The sequence below is a fragment of the Glaciimonas sp. CA11.2 genome, assembly GCF_034314045.1.
GTDB lineage: Bacteria > Pseudomonadota > Gammaproteobacteria > Burkholderiales > Burkholderiaceae_D > Glaciimonas.
This window is the reverse complement of sequence record NZ_JAVIWL010000001.1, coordinates 751,331-773,957: the sequence shown is the minus strand read 5'-3', so window position 1 is coordinate 773,957 and position 22,627 is coordinate 751,331. Positions and strand designations below refer to the sequence as shown.

Here is a 22,627-nt window from a genome sequence, read left to right as displayed (position 1 = left end):
TTTTAGGGCTCCTTCCGTGATTGACTTTACGTATATTGCTCTAACGAGACTAACTTCCTTATCGCGCCAGCAAACTACCTTCAGCGAAAGGGTTCATAAACCCGTTGCTGGAAGAGTTTCACTTAAAATCCGTTAAAGATTTCTCCGTCAAGGCCAAAAAATAGTCTACTTAGCCAGCCAAATTTATTAGCCAAATAAATAGTTGGCAATCAGAATGGGCTATATTGGTGTTTTTCCACGTGCATCTAGCTAATATAAGCATTTTTATAAGTATATTTTTTAGTATTAACGTGGAACATCATTCCCCCTTGAAAGATCAAGATGAAGCCTTCTACTGCTCTTGAGCAGAACCGTATTGCCGTACGCGAAATCACAAGTAGATTTCATACGGCCAATCCGCGTGTGTTTGGTTCTGTTTTACACGGCGAGGATGAAGAAGGGAGTGACCTCGATTTACTGGTTGATCCTACCAGTGAAACCACGATGATGGATATCGGTGCGATTCGTTACGAACTGCGCCAGTTACTAGGCATTGCAGTTGATGTCCTTACACCCAAAGCGCTGCCGGAAAGCTTCAGGGCCCAAGTGCTTGCGGAGGCAATTCCCGTATGAGCAGGACTGATCAACCACGTGTGGCTGAATACTTAGGCCACATTATTGAAGCAATTCAGCGTATCGAATGGTATAAAACCGGCATGACAGAAATGCAATTTCTTGACGATGAGAAAACTCAGGATGCGGTTGTTCGTAATTTTGAAATCGTTGGAGAGGCTTGTAAAAACATTATAAAGAAGCATCCAGAATTCGCGGCTCAGCACAGTGAAATTCCCTGGGGATTTGCCTACGAAATGCGCAATGCCTTGGCGCATGGCTATCACAAAGTCGATTTTGAAATAGTATGGAATACGATACATCGTAATTTGTATTTACTCCTGGCCCAAATTGAGCAGGCTCTGATAAAGATAAAGTGACAGGCGCTTACATGTCCCTAACTTTAACCCGGCAGTTGAATAGAAGTTATTAAACTAATGAATGTTCTGCAAGGATTGTTGACGACAATCCAGGACTACTATTCTGTTTATTCGGTCTGCTTGCAATCGCGCAATATCCTCCCCGATATTGCGCCCACTTTTATCCCCCTAATATTTCGCTATTATGCTGACCTAGCCCCGGAGCAGGACGGGCGATGGTGCCGATTTGTCCGTCTAAAATCAGTGGTTGCCGAATGAAACGTTCTTTTTTCTGCGCATTTTTATACTGCCCTTCTATTTCAACCACCATGCGGCGTGCGTTGACATGGGCATCTTGTACCACGTCTTCTGCCTTTAACACCGGACCGAAAGCGATACGTTCCGCTTCCAGGTTTTGACATAGCCAGTCGAAACTGCGGCCAGCAATTGCATTGCGCAAATGTGGATCGATTTCCTGGTTGCGTGCATTCCGTTCTAGCTCCGGCAGACCCGCAAATTCGTCGAGCCCGATCAACTCGCAAAGCGCCCGCCACATGTGATCTTCGCCTGCAATACTCAACGTGATCTGGCGTCCGTCGGCAGTGCCAAACAATCCATAACCCGGATCTTCGGGGGGCAGCGGGCGGATCGGTTGCTGGTTCATCACAGGGACCAAAAACGGCGTCATCCAGCAGACTAATGAATCGAACATGGAGACATCGATTTGGGCGCCTTTGCCGGACTGGGATCGTGCGAACAGTGCGGTCACAACACCTAATGCAGCGAACATCGCCGAAGAGATGTCGGCCAGTGGCAACACGGGTAGCGTGGCGTTAGCCTCCTGGCCTTGCGGTACGTCCAGCATGCCGACCGAACCCTGGATGCTGATGTCATGTCCGGCGACGCCTGCCATCGGGCCATTTTGGCCAAACGACGAAATCGAGGTAAATACGAGCGAGGGTTTGCGCGTGCGCAATGTGTCAGCGTCCAACTTTAAGCGTGCCATGACACCAGGGCGAAATCCCTCGATGACGACGTCGGCCGTATCGACCAGTTGCAAGAACTGTTCTTTGCCTGACGAAGATTTAAGATCCAGCGTCACTGAGCGTTTGTTGCGATTCAGTGAGGAGAATAGCCCGGGGAAGCGACGTGACGGATCACCGCCATCTGGTCGTTCAATCAGAATCACATCCGCGCCGAGGTCAGCTAATAGCATCGTCGCGAAGGGGCCGGGATATTGTTCGGCCAGACTAAGGATGCGAATGCCGGCTAATGGAAGTGCTGCCATAAGAGGTTGCCTAATAAGCGATAGTTGATGCTTCAATACCGAAGAGTATAAAACAAATACTAAATAGTATGTGTGATTCTGATTAACGAATTGTTGGCCGAAACGCATAAACATCAGAAATGCGTGGTTTTTTGAAATCGACTGATCATGCCGTAAAGTATATACTTGACCGTATTGAATAGTACCGTTTAGTATTATGAGCAATGCTGGCCGGAGCCCCTCGCACTGGAGGCATAGAAATTATCGGTAGTACCGAACGCACAATGAAGGATGTAACCCATGGCAGATGAAGTATTGGTCGAACATGAAGATGGTCTGGTGATCATCACAATCAACCGACCACAGGCGAGAAATGCAGCCAATCGTGCGGTTTCTTTCGGCGTGTGTGAGGCAATGGATGAGATGGATCGGCGCGATGACTTGCATTTGGCCATTCTCACTGGCGCGGGTGGTCATTTCTGCTCTGGGATGGATCTCAAGGCATTTGCACGCGGTGAAGTCACGCGGGTTGAGGGAAGAGGCATCCTGGGTATGACCGTGACGCCTCCGGTTAAGCCTGTGATTGCTGCTGTTGAAGGTTATGCGTTGGCTGGTGGATTCGAATCGGCGTTAGCTTGCGATCTTTTGGTGGCATCGCGCACGGCAATGTTTGGCCTGTCCGAAGTCAAGCGCGGACTGGCTGCCGCGGCGGGAGGATTGTTGCGTTTGCCGCGCTTGATCCCGCAGCGTATTGCGATGGAAATCGCGCTTACCGGCGAAATGATATCTGCCGAGCGGCTAGAACGTTATGGACTGATCAATGCATTGGTGGAACCTGGTGGTGCGCTGGCCGAAGCCAAGCGTCTGGCGCGTCTGATTCTGGCGAACGCGCCGATGTCAGTCGCGGCAAGTAAGCGCGTGATTGTTGAACAGCGTGATTGGCCAATTAACGAGATGTTTGCACGCCAGGATGCTATTACCGGCCCGGTGTTGCGCTCCAACGATGCACGTGAAGGCGCATTGGCGTTCGCCGAAAAGCGCGCGCCTAAGTGGACAGGTACTTGAACGCTGTTAGTAGCTAAGTTAAAAATAAGACTTCAACGATAATAATTCAAACCTAAGTCTACATACCATGGCGACAGTCTACTCTTGGGCGTGCGCCGCAAACCTATAACCTTGAGTGTGCCATGATTCCACGTACCATTTTTACAGCCGATTACGAACTCTTCCGCGACACCGTGCGGCGCTTTATCGCTGAACATATCGTCCCTTTTCATGCCGACTGGGAAAAAGCCGGTCAAGTGCCGCGTGAACTGTGGCTTAAGGCGGGTGAGTTAGGTTTGCTCTGTTGCAATGTTCCAGAAGAATACGGCGGCATGGGCGGCGATTTTTTACACAGTGCGATCCTGATAGAGGAAATGGCCCGTGTAGGCGCAACTGGCCCGACTTTTTATCTGCAATCAGACATCATCGCTCCGTATCTGGTGGATTTCGGTACGGAAGAACAGAAACAAAAGTGGTTGCCGAAAATGGCGACCGGCGAAGTGGTAGTAGCGCTAGGCATGAGCGAGCCATCTGGCGGTAGCGACGTGCAGGCCATGCGCACGCAGGCGTTGCGTGACGGTGACGAATACGTGATCAATGGACAGAAGGTTTTTATCACTAACGGTCATAGCGCCGATCTATTGGTATTGGCTTGTAAGACCGATCCAAAGGCGCGCGGCAAGGGCGTCAGTCTGATTTTGGTTGAGACCAATTCGCCGGGCTTTACACGTGGGCGCAAGCTTGAAAAGTTAGGCTGCAAAGCACAAGATACATCCGAGTTATTTTTCGCCGATGTGCGTGTGCCTGTGAGCAACTTGCTTGGTGATGAAGGCGGGGGATTTGTACTGCTGATGACACAACTTGCGCAAGAGCGTCTGGTTCAGGCAATCCGTGGCGTGTCGAGTTCTGAAGCGGCATTGGAATGGACCAAAGCGTACGTCACCGAGCGCCAGATGTTCGGCCAGACGCTTGGGGACTTCCAGAATACGCGATTCAAGTTGGCTGAATTGCATGCTGAAGTATTAGCGCAACGGGTATTTGTTGACCGTTGTATCGAGTTGCATCTGAAGGGCGAGCTGGACTCGACCGATGCTGCAGTTGCGAAATTGGTGACTACTGAACTGCAAGGTAAGGTAATGGATCAGTGCTTGCAGTTCTTCGGTGGTTGGGGCTACATGTGGGAATACCCAATCGCACGTGCGTTTGCCGATGCCCGTATGTGCCGTTTGGGTGGTGGTACTGCCGAGGTAATGAAGCAAATCATTGGTAATGCAATACTGCCAAAGGTCCGAAAACCGGTTGCTGCATAGCGTCAATTTACGTTGGCTGGTTAGTTAGTTTTAAAAAAACTGAAAAGACTAAGTAATCGTTGAGGAAAAATGTATAGAAATTGCTACACATTTTTCTAATTTTATCTCGCTAACATTTGCTCAAAGGAAGCTCTTGCAATAAGACCTTCCCATTTACCCTCGCTTCTATCCGACCTTGATTTATCTGCATCAAGGCGGCTCCGAGCTTTTTTCATCCCTAGGCGGTGCATCGAAAGGCACCTTAAAGTTAAGGCTTGAGGGTTGCTACATTCCTAAAAAGGAATGTTCGTTGACTTATCTGCACTGCAGTCTGTTGCAGCAATACGTCATATTCTAAAGTTTTAATTTGTACCTAAAAGTACATTACAATACCAAATAGTAGAATAATAAATTAAGCTAGTTGGAGTCAGGCAGAAGGCAGTCTTCGCCCATAAAAATACCAGCGCAAGCTTAGAGTGATCTCTAAAACGCATTACGCGAATCAATCTTGCATTGTCGACGCTCACCGCACAGCTGTGCGGCCTTGCTTTTCAGTCGACCTTGGTTGTGGGTGGCAAGCGTGTTCATTGCGGTTTTTAGAGTGCTCTTAAGACAATGAACTTTTCGTCGGAAAGTGCAGGTTTGACGGATATCGGTTCGATAAGTCGCGCAAGAAATAAAAATTTAATGTAGCAATAGGAGGATGACAATGCGCAATTTAATCAATAAATATAATAAAGATTATTACGGCGGCGGTTTGATGATGTTGTTGGGTTTGGGCGCTGTGGTACAGGGGCGCACATATAACATTGGCACGTTAAGCAAAATGGGACCAGGATTTTTTCCCGTGGCGCTGGGAACGATGCTGATGCTGGTAGGTGCAGCAATTGCGCTTACCGCTAAAAGTGGCGTTTCGGCAGAGGAAGAAAAACATTTGCGGCCCGAATGGCGTGGCTGGATCTGCATCGCTCTTTCCATCGTCGCTTTTGTGGTCCTGGGTCGCTATGGTGGATTGTTGCCAGCGACGTTTGCGATTGTTTTCATCTCCGCAATGGGAGATCGGAAAAATTCACTGAAGAGCGCATGCCTATTATCGTTAGCAATGGTGGCAGTGTGCGTAGTCGTGTTTTGGTGGGCGCTTAAAATGCAGTTTCCTTTGTTTCAGTGGGGTTGAGTCATGATCGGACAGTCTTTAATGGATTTGTGGCAAGGCTTCGGCGTTGCGCTTCAGCCACACAATCTGATGTGGTCGTTTGTTGGTGTATTAATTGGTAATCTGATCGGTGTATTGCCTGGCATGGGTGCGCTTTCGGCGATCTCCATGCTGCTACCGTTGACTTATTCTTTACATCCGATTCCTGCAATATTAATGCTTGCCGGCATTTTTTACGGCTCGCAATATGGCGGCGCAATTGGTGCGATTTTACTTAACCTGCCTTGTCATCCTCCGCATGCTGTTACCTGTCTTGACGGTTATCCGCTAACCAAACAGGGCAAGGGAGGAACCGCGCTCGGCATTACCATGATTTCATCATTTTTTGCCGCATCATTTGGTATTGTTGTGATGATTTTTGCATCGCCTTTGTTGGTGAGTGTCGCCTTCAAGTTTGGCCCAACGGAAATATTTTCGATCATGTTGCTGGGTCTGATTTGCGGTGGCACCATGTCAAAAGGATCACCCTTAAAAGGGGTGGCGATGACGCTGGTCGGCTTGATGATCGGATTAGTCGGAACCGATGTGAACACTGGAACCGCCCGCTTTACTATGGGCTTGATCGAACTTTCCGACAAAGTTGAGTTGGTTGCTTTGGCACTGGGTTTATTTGGTGTGACTGAATTTTTGCGCAGCGTGAACCGCATGGAGGTTGTTGCTAAAGGCGTCAAAATGCGCTTGCGCGATATGCGGCCTAGCAAGGCTGAGCTGAAACAGTCATTCTTTCCGATGGTGCGAGGCACCTTGATTGGAACTTTATTCGGTGCAATGCCCGGAACCGGACCGACTATCACGACATTTATTGCGTATGCATTTGAGCGCAAAATATCCAAAACACCTGAACGTTTCGGTCATGGTGCAATTGAAGGTGTCGCCAGCCCGGAAGCTGCTTCACACTCAAAAACCCAGGTTGATTTTATTCCGACGATGAGTCTCGGTATTCCAGGCGATGCCGTGATGGCGCTTATTTTGGGCGCATTACTGATTCAGGGAATCCAGCCTGGACCGCAACTGATCACTGAACATGCTGACCTTTTCTGGGGTCTTATCGCTAGCTTCTGGATCGGTAACGTATTACTCGTTATATTGAATGTGCCACTCATCGGTATTTGGGTAAAACTGCTTCAGGTGCCTTATCGCTATCTGTATCCAGCCGCCTTATTCTTTATCGCGGTAGGCGTCTACAGTACCAACAATAGTCTGTTTGAAATTGGTGAGGTGCTGGTATTCGGTCTGATCGGGGCTATCTTCGTTGCTCTGGATTTTTCAGTCGCGCCGATCTTGCTCGGCTATGTGCTTGGACCCATGGTAGAGGAAAACTTCCGTCGTGCCTTGTTGCTTTCTCGTGGTGACATGATGGTGTTCGTGCAGCGGCCAATTAGTGGTGCGTTCTTGGGAGTGTGTGCTTTCCTGATCCTGATTCAGGTGTATTTTGCGATTCGTGCCACGCATCGAAAAAAATCGGCGAAATTGCAATCTGTATTGCATCCAGTGATTCCGGTGGTAGAGGAAGGTTGATAGCGCCGGGACTTCTGTCCCGGTTGTTGCAGAACAAATAGTCTTGGATTGCGAAGGGTCTGCTGCATGGGGTGTTGATACCGCATGCAGCTTATCGGATATTTTGGTTCGCCCTACCGCATTGCGCCCTTTGAATTAGAACTGGCTGTTACCGGAACATTAATAGCGTGACATCAGGTTTGCCTTCCACCATTTCATGGGGCAAGGGCGACATAACAAAGTAATTGCAACATGCGGGGCCTAGCGCCCGATACTCAATATTGGTGGATATTGCAATGAAACAAAATGATGCATTACCAGTTAACACAGACGCAGGCAAACGTCCGCAGCGCCAACGTCACATATGGATTAATTCTGACAGGGTGTTTTATGCTGGATTGATCGGTCAGCGCACTACCCGCGTGATGGGCAGCATTATTATGTATGTATCGCTGGCTGAGCCAATACGGATTAGTATCGACGGAGGTGATTGGTTAAGCACCGACCTCGCGATTGTGCAAGCCTATACGCCGCACCGAATTGAATGTGATAACCGTCTGGTCGCGGTGATACATATAGAACCAGAAACAGTTGATGTGAGTCTTCTGCCGAGTTATTTGAAAGCAGTTTCCGGTCAACGAAACGACGACGCAGTGGTGCGGCAGATGCGTGAGGCGTATGCAAAAATTAACAGTCTGGGAGATATTATCGATCCGCAGACTGAAGACTTTGATATGTTTTTTTTCGGACAACTGCTGACGCGTCCGCGTACTTTCGAATCACGGATTGCATCGTTAGTTGCCTCTATTAAACTTAATCCTTGCGGTCAGGCATCGGCAATCGATAGTGCGCGTGATGCAGGACTTTCGGTATCGCGGTTTTTGCATTTGTTCAGGGAGACTGTGGGTGTGCCTTTCCGTAGTTTTCGGTCATGGAAACGGGGACGTAGTTTGCTTTATCGCTTGATGGATTCGACTAATCTGGTTTATCTGGCACTCAATACCGGCTATCCGGACTCTACCCATTTTAGCCATTCAGTGCGTCAGGTTTTTGGCATGACGCCAACACTGTTATTTAAGAACTGCCACAAAATCAACATGTATGGACAGGCTATCCCGCCCCCCAACGCTACTTAGAAAAGGACTTACGCAAAATCGCCCCAGCGGCGTTGTGCTTTCTTTGCCGCCCAAGCATCTTGTCTGCGGCGGAGGGGTTGCAAACCAGTTGCATCATTAGGATTTACGAAAAACCGTCCCAGCAAGGCGTGCCGACGCAGGCAGTACGCTAGTACCGGGCCACGTTGGCGGCAAGGAGAGCACAACGCCGCTGGGGCGATTTTTCGTAAATCCTAATAAATATCTACAAGATTTTCTCGTTTGACTGCAATACGTGGGCGCTCTACTGTTGGGTATAAAAAAATGACAAAGAGTCGACAGCAATATGCTGATACGACCGGAGACAGAAAAAAGCGTTTATCAACACTCTTCCGAGAGCCTTTTGATCAACGCAGCGATGTGAAAGTTTGCGCGAATAATTAACACAAGATATTGATAGCTGTAACGACCGGTTTTACGTAATCGGGCGTAACGACTATCAGCGTGAATGCACGACATCACCGCATTATCTGCCGCTCGGAATCTGCCTGGCGCTTGACGCTGGTTGCATGATTTTGCTTAGTCATTTTTTATATTCCCTTGCGAAATACTTTATAGGTACTCGCAGTTGTTATAACCATTGAAAAGACTTGAGCGAACTATGCGTGCACCTTACAGTAGAAATTTATTTGACCTTGTGTGTGAAATGGCTGAGCGGTATACTGATCGGCCTGCCATCATTGCAGGAGATCAGCGTGTTACTTATCCCGAGCTGGAACTACGAATTCGCCGCGTCGCCGCGGGAATGCGTGCTGCTGGCGTAGGTCGCGGTGATCGTATCGGCATTTTGGTCAATAACCGTCCGGAATGGATCGAAGTGTGTATCGCTTCGGCGGCTATTGGTGCAGTCGCCGTGCCTTTCAGTACCTGGTCGAAACGTGCGGAACTCGATTTTTTACTGGCAGACTCAGAAGTCAAAGTATTGTTCACTCTGGAACAGTTTGGGGAACAGGATTATGCCGCTGACCTGATCGCATTGATACCTGAGTTGGGCATCGTCGTGTCTGGTCAATGGCGTTCGGCGCGCTATCCAAAGATGGATGCCGTTGTTGCCATTGGCGGCAGTGGTTCCGGTGGCCTGCCACTGATTGGCGCGATCGATTATGAGGCTTTCGTCAGCCGCCATCCGCCGCTCGATGAATCTCAGGCGCCAGGTGCCGGTGGTCATAACGGCGATGATGCGATGATTCTTTACACATCAGGCTCAACTTCTTATCCGAAAGCAGTGCGATTGACGCAGTGCGCCATGCTTGAAAACGCCTTCAACATCGGTGAACGGCAAGGGTATTCTCCTTACGACAAAGTGCTGCTGGCATTGCCGTTGTTTTGGTCGTATGGATCAGCAAATGCGATGTGCGCCACCTTCACGCACGGCGCCGCGCTGGTATTGCAGACGCGCTTTGAACCGGCTGGCGCTATCGAATTGATCGAGCGGCATGCTTGTACGGCGATCTATACCTTGCCAGCAATGACGACAAGTATTGTCACGCATCCGTCATTTCATCAGGACCGCACGCGTAGTCTGCGCACCGGCCTCACGATCGGCAGCGCGCAGGATGTCGTCAATGCCGCCGAAATCCTCGGCGCGCACGAAATCTGTAACGTCTACGGACAAACTGAAAGCTACGGAAACTGTTGCGTCACCTGGCATCATTGGCCGCTGGAGCAACGCAAACAAATGCAGGGACAGCCGCTGCCTGGTGTGACGGTACGTATTGTTGACGCGGATACTGGCGAGCAAATGCCGCAAGGTAAAGTCGGCATGATTGAGGTATTCGGCAATGTAACGCCGGGATATACCGGCACTAGCATCGAACTAAACGACTCGGCCTTTACATCGGATGGCTATTTTCCAACGGGTGATCTGGGGCAATTGACCGTCGATGGTTGTTTGCAATTTGTTGGTCGGAATACCGAAATGATTAAGCGTGCAGGCATCAACGTCGCGCCCGCCGAAATTGAAGAGTTATTGCAGCAGCACGGCGCTGTTGCGCTGGCTGGCGTAACCGGTGCACCGGACGCCGACCGCGGCGAAATGATTGTGGCTTTTATTGTGCCAGTGCCGGGTATGGAAGTGAGTTGTGAAGAATTGCAGGCCCATTGCCGTGCAATTGCTTCCAGTTACAAAGTACCTAATCGTATCGAAATTTGTGAGGCGCTGCCAGTCACTGCGACCGGCAAGGTCTTGCGCAGGGAGTTGAAGGCGATGGCGACTGCGTTGATTGCTCCCAGTAAATAAGGGGTAATTGGCCAAGGAAAGATGTAAGCAACCACCGACTAGCCCACTTACGAACCAACAGACTAAATGTGGAGGTAAGAAGAACACAATGAATATTCAGCAGCTTGAGACCTTTTGCTGGATTTCCCGGCTCGGCACTTTCAGTGCCGCGGCCGAGCGTCTGTACACATCTCAGGCGAGTGTATCTTCACGCATCCGAGAACTCGAAATGGAGTTGGACGTAGTCTTGTTTGATCGTATCGGGCGGCATGTTCAGCTAACGCTAAAAGGGCGTGAGCTTTTGGTTCATGCCGAAAAAGTGGTGATCGATGCGTCTCAGTTACGGCTTGCTGCTGGCAAACCGGAGATCACCAGCGGCGTGGTTAAGATTGGTCTTGGGGAAGTGATCGCCGCACGTTCATTGGTGGCGATGATCAATGCATTGAAGTTGCGTTATCCCGGGCTGGCGGTTGAGGTCGATATCGATTTGAACGCAAGTTTGTTGCAGAAACTGGGGCGTGGGGCAATCGATGTTGCCATTGTCGGTGGGCCGATCCATGCGCCCGAGATCAATGCGATGCCAATTGGTGCAATGAAGGTGGTATGGGTCGGTGCTCCCGCTCTGATAGGCGACTTGAAAGTGGTGAGTCCGCGCGAGATCGCTGCATTGCCGATCATTTCGCTCAGTCGGGAAGCGCGCTTATTTTCCCAGATGCAAAGCTGGTTCGCGGATGACGGTGTGATGCCGGGTTCGATCAGTTTTTGCAATAATATGTCGACCATGTTGTATGTCGCGCGCGGCGGCGTATGCATCTGCATGATGCCGCAAGAGTTGATCAAGGATGATGTTGAGAACGGGACGTTATGTGTGTTGAAAACGCAGCCACCGATCCCTTCCATTACCTTTTTCGTGGCTACCCGTGTTGATAGTCTCGATCCGGCTATTGCGGATTTTGCAGCTATTGTGACTGAGGTGTGCCGATTGCCGTCGGTGCTTGAATAGGTGCAGTGAATAGGTGTAGTGCATAGACTCAGTGGAAAGGTGTCCTAAAGCCACGCAACAATGTTGTTAAGTGGTGTTTGCAGTGATCGGTATCGACAAGAATTTCTCGTTTGACCCTGCGGGGTGAGCGGCGTAACGTAATACACATAAAGATCGTTTGGCGCTTACCCGCGAGGGAGGACCAACGGCAACAGAACACTAGGAGATCACCATGACTGAAGCAACGCGTCCTACGACAATTGCGGATTTACCCGTTCAGCTAGCGGCTGCACCGAAAACTAAGGCACAAGCATCGGCCCGGTATTTCAATACTGGTAACGCCTTTGACGTCAAACTGCCCGCGGTACCTGATCAAAGCTTTATTGATGAGCCAGCAAAGGCTTTGCATCCCGACACGCCAACTGGCCTGATCGCTTGTGACGTCTCGGCGCAGCTGGAAAGCGCGGTTCCGGCAACGACACCTTTGTCGTTGGCGCGTTACGCCAAGATCAAAGCAGGTGAGACCTTAAGCACCGAATTTATTGCCAGCGGAATCATCGTCTATGTCATCACGGGCACCGGCACGACCGATTGCGAATCCGAGCAAATCGACTGGAGCACTGGCGATGTGTTCGTGCTTCCCGGTGGCGGCGTGCATCGTTATCACGCGCACGGCACCGATGCCGTATTGTGGATCGTCACGAACGAACCGCAACTCGCGTTCGAGCATCTGCGCGCGCCTGAGCAAGGCAAATCTCCAACCTGCGTCGTTCACTATCCCGCCGATGAAATTACTAAACAAATCGATCTGTTATACGCGGTAGGGCGTGGCAAAGACATTCCCGGCTCTGCGTTGATTTTATCGTCTACGTCGCAACTGGCAATTCGCAATGTGTTGCCAACGCTGACCGTGGCGATGAACTCTCTTCAGCCTGGCGATGCACAGCGTCCGCATCGACACAATGCGATGGCGATGGCACTGATTATTCAGGGCGAAGGCTGCTATTCGATTGTCGATGGCAAGCGTAAGGATTGGTCGCAATGGGCCACGACCGTGACGCCAGCGGTGTCAGTTCACTCGCATCACAACGAGGGTGACAAGCGCGCCATGTTCCTGATTATCCAGGATGGCGGCATCTACTATTACACCCGGGCGATGGGCTTTTCTTTCGCCGACTGATTGGCCTCCTTTGAGCGCGGCAGCAGTCCACCATGGCGGCACGTTTGTGCCGCCTTTTGCTACACCTAAATTACACCTAAAACTAAACATTCCTTTTGTGGATCTGGAGATATCTTTATGTCGTCTTACGTCAAAAATACGTCCAACGCGTCACTTACGGTACGCCCGTTGGGCACCACGCTTGGCGCCGAAGTACTTGGTGTCGATATGCGTCAGAAGCTGGATCAGGAAACCATGCGTCTGTTGAACGATATCTGGATGGATCATCTGGTGTTAGTTTTTCCGAATCAGCATATTACTGATCAGGAACATGTTGAATTTACGCGCAATTTCGGTGAGCCCGAAATATTTCACCAGGACATCATTCGCTCAAAAAGCGTACGCGAAATTTTCCGTGTCTCCAACGTTGATGAAAATAATGTATTGATGCCACTGTCGCACCCAACAGCGCGTCAGGTGTCATTGGCGCAATTTTGGCACACCGACAGTAGCTACCGTGCGATACCCTGCACCGGATCTCTGCTGCACGGGATCGAAGTCAGCCGTAGTGGAGGCGAAACCCAATTCACCAATATGTATGCGGTCTATGAAGCGCTGCCAGAATCACTGAAGAAGGCCATTGAAGGCCGTCGCGCTTTGCATGACTTTGAATTTTTGCAAAAACAGAATTCCTTGCGTCCACTGACAGACGAAGAGCGCGCTGCGATGCCACCGGTATGGCAACCACTGGTGCGGATTCACCCAGGAACTGGCCGTAAATCGCTTTACATCAGCCCGATCTATAACGAGGAAGTCGAAGGCATGTCTTCTGAAGAAGGACGCAAACTGATTGCCGAACTGACCGCGTTCTCGGGCCAGCCGCAATTTGTTTACTCGCATCGTTGGGAAACCGACGATGTCGTGTTGTGGGACAACCGTTGCACCATGCATCAGGTGACCAAGTTCGACGCTGACGAACGTCGCGTCATGCATCGCACCACAATCGTGGGCGAAGCAGCGGTGGTTGCGGCCTAAATCGCGGTAGATATTTCAGTCAAGATTCAAGCGTATTGGTTTATGTGCGGCTCTGGACTGAAGATGGCAAATCGTGCTTGTTTTTAACGCTAACTGAAAGCTTTCCCATGTCAAATACGTCCATTCCGGTTTTACAGCACATTTCACTTGATCCAGCCTGGTTGCTCCGTTTGCAGGAAGAAATCATCGAACCGGATTTGCCGATCATCGATCCGCACCATCATTTGTGGGAGCGCGAAGGCGGCTATTTCCTTGACGAAATTTTAGCTGATACCAATTCCGGTCACAACGTTGTAGCGACTGTTTTTTCTCAGTGTGGATATGCATATCGTACCGATGGACCGGAAGAATTGCGTTCGGTTGGAGAAACGACATTCGTCACGGCAGTTGCTGAAGAGTGCGAACGCCGCGATGAAAAAACCCGCATTTGCGCCGGTATTGTCGGTGCTGGCAATTTGCTTTTGGGAGACAAAGTTGATGCCTTGTTAGCGGCACACATCGACGCAGGCCATGGCCGCTTCCGCGGTATCCGCCATATCTCGGCACGGCATGAGGCATTTTCCGCCAGTTTGTTGGGGCGTCCACAAGAGCACCTATTTTCTGACCCGACATTCCGTACCGGTTTTGGTCGTTTGCAGGCGTTTAATATGACGTTTGATGCGTGGCTTTATCACACGCAAATTGATGAACTGACGGCATTGGCGCGGGCTTTTCCCGAGACCCCGATTGTGTTGAATCATACCGGCGGTCCACTTGGTGTGGGTCCCTATGTTGGTAAACGTGACACCGTATTTACGCACTGGTTAGCTTCAATGAAAACGTTAGCGACGTGTCCTAATGTGCACGTCAAGTTGGGTGGTTTGGCAATGGCGGTCATCGGATTTGAATTTCATAAAGAACCGATTCCACCATCGTCCGGCGAGTTGTCGACTGCATGGCGCCCGTACATCGAAGCTTGTATCGAACACTTCGGTGCAGATCGCTGCATGTTTGAAAGTAATTTTCCGGTCGATAAAGGTATGTGTAGCTATCCCGTTCTATGGAACGCATTCAAGCGCATAGCCTCCGGTGCATCAGCAACGGAAAAAGCGTCATTGTTCCACGATACGGCGAGCAACTTTTATCGGTTGGGACGTTAAGTTGCTTTGATGATTAGGACTTACCCAAAATTGTCCCAGGAAGGCGTGCCGACGGAGACAGTGCGCTACTACGGCAAGGAGAGCACAACGCCGCTGGGGCATTTTGGGGTAAGTCAATACTATAAAAATAAATATTAGGGCCGTAGGGCTGAGGAGACATAATGCCAGATGCTGTCGAACCGTTTAGTAACGCGCAGGCGAAAACTACTCCTTTGTCCAGTGCCAGTGGCGAAGTGGTGGATGCCGTTGTGATTGGTGCAGGCTTCGGCGGCTTGTACATGCTGCACCGTTTGCGCGCATTGGGATTGAAGGTGCGTGCATTTGAAAAAGGCGATGACGTCGGTGGCGTTTGGTATTGGAACCGCTATCCCGGTGCGCGTTGTGATGTCGAGAGCATGCAGTATTCCTACTCGTTTTCCGAAGAGTTGCAGCAGGAGTATGAATGGACTGAACGATTCGCAGCGCAGCCTGAAATATTGGCTTATGCGTCGCATGTCGCTGAGCGTTTCGATTTGCGCAAGGATATTACATTCCAGACCAGCGTTAGCGCTGCACATTACAACGAAGAACAAGGTTTATGGGATGTCAGTACCGAGCATGGTGAGCACATTTTTGCACGTTTCTGCATCATGGCAACCGGTTGCCTGTCGTCGACCCGCATGCCGGATATTGTTGGTATCGATGCCTTCGAAGGAAATGTCTATCACACCGGTAACTGGCCGCACGAGCCTGTCGATTTTTGTGGCCAGCGCGTCGGCGTAATCGGTACCGGATCTTCGGGAATTCAGTGTATTCCTGTCATCGCGCAACAGGCGGCGCAATTGTTTGCATTTCAGCGCACGCCGAACTTCAGCGTGCCAGCGCGCAATGTTCCTATGACAGACGCGGCTCAGCGGAAATGGAAGGATAACTACGCCGGTTTGCGTCAGCAGGCCCGTGAGGACACCAGCTCCGGAACCTTGTACGAAAAAAGTCCGCATAAAGCGCACGAGGTTAGCAGCGCTGAACAACAGGTCGAATATTCACGCCGTTGGCAAGCGGGTGGTGTCAATTTTATGCACTCGTTCAACGACCTGATGCTTGATATCAGGTCCAACGATAGCGCTGCGGAATTCGTCAGAAGCCAGATCGGCGCTATCGTAGATGATCCTAAAGTGGCCGATTTGCTGACGCCAAAAGGTTACCCAATTGGTGCTAAACGGATTTGCGTCGACACCAACTACTACAGCACCTATAACCGCGATAGCGTCACATTGGTCGATCTGCGTGCCGCGCCGATCACTTCCATTACGGCTAGCGGCTTGCAGACGACGGACACACATTACCCGCTCGATAGCATTGTCTTTGCAACCGGCTATGACGCCATGACCGGTGCACTATCGAAGATCGATATCGTTGGTCGTGCCGGGGAAACCCTGGCCAGCAAATGGGAAAATGGCCCGCGCACTTATTTGGGCTTGATGATGGCGGGTTTTCCTAACCTGTTCACCATTACCGGCCCGGGCAGCCCTTCGGTGCTGTCGAATATGATTTTTGCCATCGAGCAGCATGTTGAGTGGATCGCCGATTGTCTGTCATGGATGGGTGAACATGGACATAAAACGATTGAGGCTGATCGCGTGGCAGAAGAGCTGTGGGTGGCGCATGTCAACGAAGTCGCCGACAAGACTTTGTTTCCGCTAGCTAATTCATGGTACGTCGGTGCCAACGTACCCGGCAAGCCACGCGTGTTCATGCCGTATGTTGGCGGTGTGGTGCCCTACCGCAAAAAATGTAATGAGGTCGCAGAACGCGGATATGAGGGCTTTCATCTAAGCACTCTTTCTTAAATATTGTAGCAATCAGAGTAATTAGAAGCAGACAACACCAGCAAGACCCAGCAGCACCCAGCACACCAGTAGACCGCAGATTAACTACGGCACAGGTGCAACCAACCGGAGGGGACACAATATGACAATTACACAGAAAAAAATTCGACAGGGATTGGCGCTGGCAGCATTGTTCGCGGCAAACACTGTAGCGGTGCATGCCGAGGACATTAAGATCGGCTTTAACGGCGATCTGTCGGCATCGCCATCGGCACTTAGCGGGAAGGCCGCGGTATTCGGTATTCAAGCTGCAATCGAAGACATCAATGCCAGTGGTGGTGTTTTAGGGCGCAAGCTGAGTCTGGTCACGCGGGATGATCTTTCGCAGCCACAAAAGTCGATGCAAAACATGTCCGAACTGATCGACGCCGAGAAGGTCGTCGCCGTGATCGGGCCGACCAATTCAGGCAATGCGTTGGCCTGGAAGCATATTGCCAATCAAAAGAAAATTCCCGTTATTGGCGCGATTGGATCAGCGACTGCGATTACCTTTCCGATGAGCAAAGGGGTGGATAACTATATGTTTCGCGTCTCCATGGTTGACCGTGATTCCATCGCAGCACTAATGGCCTACGCCAGCAAAAATCCGACGAGTAAAAAGATCGGCTACATGGTCGAGACCACGGGTTTCGGTCAGGGCGGCTTGAAGGATATTGAAGAAGTCGGACAGTTACATCAAATCGTACCCGGTTGCAGCGAAAAATTTGCTGTGGCGGATACCGACATGACGTCGCAATTAAATAAATGCAAAGCCGCGGGAGTCGACACCTTGATCGTGTGGGCGCAGGCTGTTCCTTCCGCCCAACTGATGCGTAGCATGGAAAAGATAGGTTATACGCCAACGACGCTGATGTCGTGGGGCATCCAGCAACCTTCCTTTAACGAGATAGCTGGCGGCGCCGCAATGCGTCCAACTTTCCTACAAACGCTGACCGATGACCGCACCCCACGCCAACAAAAACTGTTTGAGCGTATTGCGCCAAAGATGCCGTCGAGCCCGTTTGGTATCGCCGGTCATGCCTATGATGCGGTTCTGCTGCTATCGGCGGCGATCAAGCAAGCCAATAGTACTGACGGTGCAAAGGTGCGCAACGCACTGGAAAATTTGCAGGGCAATGTCGATGGCGTGATGAAGACCTATGCCAAACCATTCTCGGCAACCAATCGCGAAGCGCTCAGCTCCTCGGACTATCGCTGGGTGAAATGGCAAGACGGAAAATTAGTGGCTTACTCCGATCCAGTGATCAAGTCATTGATGACTGTCGATTATAAAAAATAAGATCGACGTCAACGCTAACTTTCCTGAAAGGTTTATTTCGCCATGCTGATCACAGTGATTCAAGCGATTATCAGCGGTCTTGCGGTCGGCGGAGCTTATGCGTTGTTCGCATTGAGCTTCAGCATCACCTTTACCACGACCAAAACGCTGAACTTTGCTCAGGGCGATTTTATTTCCTTTGGCGCTTTTATCGGTTTATCGGCGCTCTGGTTTCTGACCGGAAAACCGATGAATGCCTCATTGTCCGACGTCCCGCTCGTCGTCTGGCATCAGGTTCTCGCGGCGATCGCAGTGATGGTCATCGTCGGTGGTACTGGCTTGTTATTGTATCTGTTGGCGGTACGGCCGTTTGCTGGCAAGGGCGGAATGTCGTGGGTGATGAGTACCATCGGCTTCGGCATCATCCTGACCAGCGGCGGTCTCGCGTTGTGGGGACCATCACAAGTATTTGTTCCATCTCCGGTGGGCGACAAGGTATTGCACCTGTTCGGTATCGGTGTGCGTCCGCAGGAAATACTCACGCTCGGCGTGAGTATCGGCATCATGCTTGTATTCGATTGGGTAATGCGTAGCACCATGACTGGTAAGGCGATGCGTGCTGTGGCGCATGATCCGCGCGTCGCCGGGGCCATGGGTATCAATGCATCGGCGATGATGATCGGCGCTTACGTGCTTAGTTCCGGTCTCGCCGGATTGGGTGGATTCCTTATCGCGCCGATTACCTCAGCTTCGCTATTTATCGGTCTGGCCATTGCACTCAAAGGCTTTTCTGCCGCCATCATCGGCGGATTGTCGAACCCACGCGGCTGCGTGCTGGGTGGCTTCGCGCTGGGAGTAGTGGAATCGATGGTCAATTTGTGGCAGGCGCAATGGCGTGAGGTGGTGGTATTCCTGCTAGTGATCGTGGTATTGGCATGTCGTCCTTACGGTCTGATGGGTCTGCGTCCGGTGGAAAAAGTCTGATGCGCGCGCACCACAAAATGGATCGCAAAGGGATGCTAGGTCTCATTGCCGTTGTCGGTGCGATTGTTATCGTTAGCTTGTTGGCTGACAACGACTATCAGTTGGGCCTGCTGTTTATGATGGGCGTGTATTTTCTCTGTGCCGCCGGAATGAATGTTCTGGTTGGATTTGCGGGACAAAAATCGCTAGGACAGGCTGGATTGTTTGCGGCTGGCGCTTATGGCACAGCGATCTTGAGTACACGTTTCGACTGGAATCCTGTATGCGCGCTGTTGGGTGCCGCAGTGTTGTCCGGCTTGTGCGGTGCGTTAATCGCATGGCCTTCGCTGCGCGTGCGTGGTCCTTATTTGGCGATGGTGACACTGGCTTTTGGCATCGTGGTAGAGAAATTGGTCGCAGGATGGACCGAAGTTTTTGGCGGTGCGCAAGGGATTTACGGTGTCAAACCGCTGACGTTGTCTGGCGCGCCCTTGTCAGGCTTGCAGTGGGTCTGGCTGGTGGTGGTGTTTGGGGTGATTACGTATTTACTATTGCGTAATCTGTTAACTGGACGCTTTGGCAGAGCCTGGCTGGCGATTCAGGCTGATGAAATTGCCGCCGCTTGTGCGGGCGTTAATGTGTATCGTTACAAGGTGTTGGCGTTTGTCATAGCTGGGGTGTGCTGCGGGGTTGCCGGTGGGCTGGTAGCCCAACATGGCCAGTATATTAACTCCGACTACATCAGTTTTAATCTGTCGATTTTTATCTTATTGCTGGTGTTGTTCGGCGGAGCCGGTTCTCTGTATGGACCGTTGATTGGCGCGATAACTTTGACGCTGATTGATGCTTATCTGGCTCGCTGGCCATCGGTGCAGCATTTCGGCTATGGCGCGCTGTTGCTGTTTGCACTGTATGTGATGCCTGAAGGTGTCGCTGGTTTGCTCAAAAAGGTAAGTGCGCGCTTAGTGCGCTCGCGCTCATCCGCGCCGGAAGTGTCGCCAGAATTGAGCGGCGCTCGCGCAGCACTGTCCGCACTGGCAAAAGAGATTCCTGCAATACACGCGGGCGGAACGAAGCCTGAACTGCTGGAGGTTCACCATCTTGCCAAATCATTCGGTGGCATTCATCCGGTTCAGGATGTATCGTTTTCTCTGCGGTCAGGAAAAATTCATGCGCTGATTGGTCCTAACGGCGCTGGCAAAACCACCATGATTAACATGCTTAGCGGCGTCATTCCAGCCAGTTCGGGAAGAATCGCGTTTCTTGGCAAAGATATCGGTCAGCTTAGCAGCCATGCTATTTGTCGGCAGGGCATTGCGCGCACGTTCCAAAACCTGCGTTTGTTTGGCGCGCTGTCGGTCCAGGAAAATATCCTTATTGGCCGTCATTGTCGCATGCAAAACGGTTTCTTCAGTGCCTTGTTGGGACTGCCGTCCTCTCGCGCTGAGGAGCATCAAGCCCGCGAACATACCGCGTCAGTGCTGGATTTTTTTGGTCTGACGTCATTGGCGTTGCGGCCCGCCGGTAGTCTTGCTTATGGCCTGCAACGTCGTGTGGAACTGGCGCGTGCCCTCGCAACCGAACCGCTATTGCTCTTGCTTGACGAACCCGCCGCCGGGTTAAATCCTCAGGAATGTGCTGAACTAGGGGATCTGATTGTCAGTATCGCCAAACTTGGAATCAGCATCGTCATGGTTGAACATCACATGGATCTGGTGATGAAAATTTCCGATCACGTCATTGTGCTTGATCACGGTAGCAAAATTGCCGAAGGCTTGCCAGCTGCAGTACGCGCTGACGCACGGGTCATCGCATCGTATCTGGGCGCGCCAGTTGATGAGACCGCGCTCGCTGCGAAAGCCGAGGAAGCGACATGCTAATACTTGACGAAATTGATGTTTGTTACGGGCCGATTTCTGCGCTGCGCAAAATTTCGCTGGAAGTTCCGGCAGGCACGGTGGTGGCGATTATTGGTGCCAACGGTGCTGGTAAAAGTTCTTTGCTGAAAAGTATCGCAGGGTGGGAAATACCGACCAGCGGATCAATCCGTTTTACGGATGGCGGTATGGCACGGGATATTACGCGCTTGCCATCTCATCGCCGTGCAGGCTTGGGAATTGCATTGTCGCCGGAAGGCCGTGGCATTTTTCCCGATCAGAGCGTACGCGACAATCTGATACTGGGAGCGTATCTGAGACGCCGCGATCCGGCTGCTATCGAGCGCGACATCCTGCGTGCGTACGAACGATTTCCGATTCTTGGAAGCCGCCAACACCAGCCTGCGGGTACGCTTTCCGGTGGCGAACAGCAAATGCTGGCGATCACCCGAGCTTTGATGAGTGAGCCAAAACTGCTGTTGCTCGATGAGCCCTCGCTCGGCCTGGCACCGCTCATGATTCAGGAAATTTTTGCGACGATATGCGCTTTACGAGAAGAAGGATTAACTATTTTTCTCGTCGAGCAAATGGCGAATCAGGCGCTTGGGATTGCCGATTACGCATATGTCCTGGAAAACGGCAGCATCACACAATCCGGTAAGGGCGCTGATCTGATGCATGACCCAAATGTGCGGGCCGCCTATCTTGGAATGCATTGAATGGCGAGAGCGGAATAATAGAAGGAATTTTCGTCGATAACTATCTTTAGCAGCATTGTTCTCAAGATTGCACGTCACAACTTTAAAGGAAATGGCTATGAGTATTGCAACAGATGTGAGTCCAATCCCAGCCAGCTTAAGCAGTACCGTTGGTCAGGATCTATTCGGCCTCGCACAGCAAGTCTGCGTAGTAACCGGTGCTGGTAGCGGTATTGGGCGTAGCATCGCCACTGCTTTTGGTAAAGCTGGTGCGCGGGTTGTTGTACTCGATGTCAATCCTGAAGGCAGCGCTGAAACCGTCAGAGAAATTATCGATGCGGGTGGACAGGCCATCGCGATCCATTGCAATGTCGCTGATCCTGCCAGTATTGAAGCGGCCGCCGATTTCTCTCTTGCCGCCTTTGGTCCTTGCGATGTATTGGTTAACAACGCCGGCCTGATTCGCGCAGGCGGCCTTGATACGTTGCCTGTCGAGGAATGGAATTTGTTGTTGTCGGTGAACTTGACCGGCTATTTTCTCTGCTCGCAAATTTTCGGTCGGCAAATGCGCGCCAAAGGTAAGGGTGCATTGGTGCATGTTGCCTCAATTGCAGGAAGTAATCCGACGGCCTTTAGTGGCGCATACAGTGTCGCCAAAGCGGGTGTGACCATGTTGTCGCAGCAGCTTGCGGTGGAGTGGGGGGCGCAAGGAATTCGCAGCAATGCGGTACACCCGGGCATGATTTTGACGCCGTTGTCTGCTGCGATGTATGACCAGCCTGGCGTGTTAGAGCAGCGCAGCAAAGCAATTCCAATAGGACGTATTGGTAAGCCTGAGGATGTGGCGGACGCCGTGTTGTTTTTGGCTAGTGATCGCGCGTCCTATATCAATGGGGACGCGTTGACCATTGATGGTGGCTTTACCGGCATGTTGCTGAGTCTGGTGCCACGGGCTGGCTACGAGCGTTAGGATTGCCGCTTAGCCGCATTACCGTATTAATGCTTTATATTTTAAA

19 protein-coding genes are annotated in these 22,627 nt (G+C 51.2%); 18 read left to right on the top strand and 1 reads right to left on the bottom strand.

The annotated features are described in order from the left end of the window. Positions 1 to 321: 321 nt before the first annotated feature. The gene (locus RGU75_RS03290) at positions 322 to 612 is read left to right on the top strand and encodes a nucleotidyltransferase family protein (protein ID WP_322232972.1); all 291 of its coding nucleotides are present in this window, start codon (positions 322 to 324) and stop codon (positions 610 to 612) included. After that, the gene (locus RGU75_RS03285) at positions 609 to 971 is read left to right on the top strand and encodes a DUF86 domain-containing protein (protein WP_322232970.1); all 363 of its coding nucleotides are present in this window, start codon (positions 609 to 611) and stop codon (positions 969 to 971) included. Before RGU75_RS03290 ends, RGU75_RS03285 begins: the two co-directional genes overlap by 4 nt. Positions 972 to 1,131: 160 nt before the next feature. On the opposite strand, the gene RGU75_RS03280 is transcribed toward RGU75_RS03285, so the two are convergent. Then, positions 1,132 to 2,238, bottom strand: a complete 1,107-nt coding sequence (locus tag RGU75_RS03280) for a CoA transferase (protein ID WP_322232968.1) — start codon at positions 2,236 to 2,238, stop codon at positions 1,132 to 1,134. 279 nt (positions 2,239 to 2,517) lie between these two features. On the opposite strand from RGU75_RS03280, the gene RGU75_RS03275 reads away from it, so the two are divergent. The 16 genes from RGU75_RS03275 (at position 2,518) to RGU75_RS03200 (ending at position 22,581) form a co-directional block, all read left to right on the top strand. Further along, the gene (locus RGU75_RS03275; RefSeq protein ID WP_322232966.1) at positions 2,518 to 3,282 is read left to right on the top strand and encodes a crotonase/enoyl-CoA hydratase family protein; all 765 of its coding nucleotides are present in this window, start codon (positions 2,518 to 2,520) and stop codon (positions 3,280 to 3,282) included. Positions 3,283 to 3,404: 122 nt separating this feature from the next. After that, positions 3,405 to 4,571, top strand: coding sequence for an acyl-CoA dehydrogenase family protein (locus RGU75_RS03270; RefSeq protein ID WP_322232964.1), 1,167 nt, complete (start codon positions 3,405 to 3,407; stop codon positions 4,569 to 4,571). A 682-nt stretch (positions 4,572 to 5,253) separates the two neighbouring features. Beyond that, the gene (locus tag RGU75_RS03265) at positions 5,254 to 5,724 is read left to right on the top strand and encodes a tripartite tricarboxylate transporter TctB family protein (protein ID WP_322232962.1); all 471 of its coding nucleotides are present in this window, start codon (positions 5,254 to 5,256) and stop codon (positions 5,722 to 5,724) included. A gap of 3 nt (positions 5,725 to 5,727) precedes the next feature. Continuing rightward, entirely contained in the window at positions 5,728 to 7,281 is a 1,554-nt protein-coding gene (locus RGU75_RS03260; RefSeq protein ID WP_322232960.1) for a tripartite tricarboxylate transporter permease, read from the top strand. A gap of 275 nt (positions 7,282 to 7,556) precedes the next feature. Continuing rightward, on the top strand, positions 7,557 to 8,396 hold the full coding sequence (locus RGU75_RS03255) for an AraC family transcriptional regulator (RefSeq protein ID WP_322232958.1): 840 nt from the start codon (positions 7,557 to 7,559) through the stop codon (positions 8,394 to 8,396). Positions 8,397 to 9,015: 619 nt separating this feature from the next. After that, positions 9,016 to 10,653, top strand: coding sequence for a class I adenylate-forming enzyme family protein (locus RGU75_RS03250; protein ID WP_322232956.1), 1,638 nt, complete (start codon positions 9,016 to 9,018; stop codon positions 10,651 to 10,653). An 88-nt stretch (positions 10,654 to 10,741) separates the two neighbouring features. Then, positions 10,742 to 11,635 carry a LysR family transcriptional regulator gene (locus tag RGU75_RS03245; RefSeq protein WP_322232954.1) on the top strand — a complete coding sequence of 298 codons (894 nt, stop codon included), beginning with the start codon at positions 10,742 to 10,744 and terminating at the stop codon, positions 11,633 to 11,635. Positions 11,636 to 11,846: 211 nt separating this feature from the next. Next, positions 11,847 to 12,794, top strand: a complete 948-nt coding sequence (locus tag RGU75_RS03240; RefSeq protein ID WP_322232952.1) for a cupin domain-containing protein — start codon at positions 11,847 to 11,849, stop codon at positions 12,792 to 12,794. A gap of 117 nt (positions 12,795 to 12,911) precedes the next feature. Then, positions 12,912 to 13,808 (top strand): TauD/TfdA family dioxygenase, encoded by an 897-nt coding sequence (locus RGU75_RS03235; protein ID WP_322232950.1) that lies wholly within the window; start codon positions 12,912 to 12,914, stop codon positions 13,806 to 13,808. A 107-nt stretch (positions 13,809 to 13,915) separates the two neighbouring features. After that, the gene (locus RGU75_RS03230) at positions 13,916 to 14,947 is read left to right on the top strand and encodes an amidohydrolase family protein (protein WP_322232948.1); all 1,032 of its coding nucleotides are present in this window, start codon (positions 13,916 to 13,918) and stop codon (positions 14,945 to 14,947) included. Positions 14,948 to 15,108: 161 nt separating this feature from the next. After that, positions 15,109 to 16,776: an NAD(P)/FAD-dependent oxidoreductase gene (locus RGU75_RS03225; protein WP_322232946.1), complete on the top strand. Its 1,668-nt coding sequence runs from the start codon at positions 15,109 to 15,111 to the stop codon at positions 16,774 to 16,776. A 121-nt stretch (positions 16,777 to 16,897) separates the two neighbouring features. Next, the gene (locus RGU75_RS03220) at positions 16,898 to 18,094 is read left to right on the top strand and encodes an ABC transporter substrate-binding protein (RefSeq protein ID WP_322232944.1); all 1,197 of its coding nucleotides are present in this window, start codon (positions 16,898 to 16,900) and stop codon (positions 18,092 to 18,094) included. A 42-nt stretch (positions 18,095 to 18,136) separates the two neighbouring features. Then, positions 18,137 to 19,057: a branched-chain amino acid ABC transporter permease gene (locus RGU75_RS03215; protein ID WP_322232942.1), complete on the top strand. Its 921-nt coding sequence runs from the start codon at positions 18,137 to 18,139 to the stop codon at positions 19,055 to 19,057. Continuing rightward, the gene (locus RGU75_RS03210) at positions 19,057 to 20,916 is read left to right on the top strand and encodes a branched-chain amino acid ABC transporter ATP-binding protein/permease (RefSeq protein ID WP_322232940.1); all 1,860 of its coding nucleotides are present in this window, start codon (positions 19,057 to 19,059) and stop codon (positions 20,914 to 20,916) included. Before RGU75_RS03215 ends, RGU75_RS03210 begins: the two co-directional genes overlap by 1 nt. Then, positions 20,910 to 21,632 carry an ABC transporter ATP-binding protein gene (locus RGU75_RS03205; protein ID WP_322232938.1) on the top strand — a complete coding sequence of 241 codons (723 nt, stop codon included), beginning with the start codon at positions 20,910 to 20,912 and terminating at the stop codon, positions 21,630 to 21,632. Before RGU75_RS03210 ends, RGU75_RS03205 begins: the two co-directional genes overlap by 7 nt. A 97-nt stretch (positions 21,633 to 21,729) precedes the next feature. After that, entirely contained in the window at positions 21,730 to 22,581 is an 852-nt protein-coding gene (locus RGU75_RS03200; protein ID WP_322232936.1) for an SDR family oxidoreductase, read from the top strand. The last annotated feature ends 46 nt before the right edge of the window (positions 22,582 to 22,627 follow it).

Bases quoted from the DNA above. Each gene is read 5' to 3' on its own strand.
- RGU75_RS03290 (WP_322232972.1), top strand. From the start codon at position 322: ATGAAGCCTTCTACTGCTCTTGAGCAGAACCGTATTGCCGTACGCGAA.
- RGU75_RS03285 (WP_322232970.1), top strand. From the start codon at position 609: ATGAGCAGGACTGATCAACCACGTGTGGCTGAATACTTAGGCCACATT.
- RGU75_RS03280 (WP_322232968.1), bottom strand. From the start codon at position 2,238: ATGGCAGCACTTCCATTAGCCGGCATTCGCATCCTTAGTCTGGCCGAA.
- RGU75_RS03275 (WP_322232966.1), top strand. From the start codon at position 2,518: ATGGCAGATGAAGTATTGGTCGAACATGAAGATGGTCTGGTGATCATC.
- RGU75_RS03270 (WP_322232964.1), top strand. From the start codon at position 3,405: ATGATTCCACGTACCATTTTTACAGCCGATTACGAACTCTTCCGCGAC.
- RGU75_RS03265 (WP_322232962.1), top strand. From the start codon at position 5,254: ATGACAATGCGCAATTTAATCAATAAATATAATAAAGATTATTACGGC.
- RGU75_RS03260 (WP_322232960.1), top strand. From the start codon at position 5,728: ATGATCGGACAGTCTTTAATGGATTTGTGGCAAGGCTTCGGCGTTGCG.
- RGU75_RS03255 (WP_322232958.1), top strand. From the start codon at position 7,557: ATGAAACAAAATGATGCATTACCAGTTAACACAGACGCAGGCAAACGT.
- RGU75_RS03250 (WP_322232956.1), top strand. From the start codon at position 9,016: ATGCGTGCACCTTACAGTAGAAATTTATTTGACCTTGTGTGTGAAATG.
- RGU75_RS03245 (WP_322232954.1), top strand. From the start codon at position 10,742: ATGAATATTCAGCAGCTTGAGACCTTTTGCTGGATTTCCCGGCTCGGC.
- RGU75_RS03240 (WP_322232952.1), top strand. From the start codon at position 11,847: ATGACTGAAGCAACGCGTCCTACGACAATTGCGGATTTACCCGTTCAG.
- RGU75_RS03235 (WP_322232950.1), top strand. From the start codon at position 12,912: ATGTCGTCTTACGTCAAAAATACGTCCAACGCGTCACTTACGGTACGC.
- RGU75_RS03230 (WP_322232948.1), top strand. From the start codon at position 13,916: ATGTCAAATACGTCCATTCCGGTTTTACAGCACATTTCACTTGATCCA.
- RGU75_RS03225 (WP_322232946.1), top strand. From the start codon at position 15,109: ATGCCAGATGCTGTCGAACCGTTTAGTAACGCGCAGGCGAAAACTACT.
- RGU75_RS03220 (WP_322232944.1), top strand. From the start codon at position 16,898: ATGACAATTACACAGAAAAAAATTCGACAGGGATTGGCGCTGGCAGCA.
- RGU75_RS03215 (WP_322232942.1), top strand. From the start codon at position 18,137: ATGCTGATCACAGTGATTCAAGCGATTATCAGCGGTCTTGCGGTCGGC.
- RGU75_RS03210 (WP_322232940.1), top strand. From the start codon at position 19,057: ATGCGCGCGCACCACAAAATGGATCGCAAAGGGATGCTAGGTCTCATT.
- RGU75_RS03205 (WP_322232938.1), top strand. From the start codon at position 20,910: ATGCTAATACTTGACGAAATTGATGTTTGTTACGGGCCGATTTCTGCG.
- RGU75_RS03200 (WP_322232936.1), top strand. From the start codon at position 21,730: ATGAGTATTGCAACAGATGTGAGTCCAATCCCAGCCAGCTTAAGCAGT.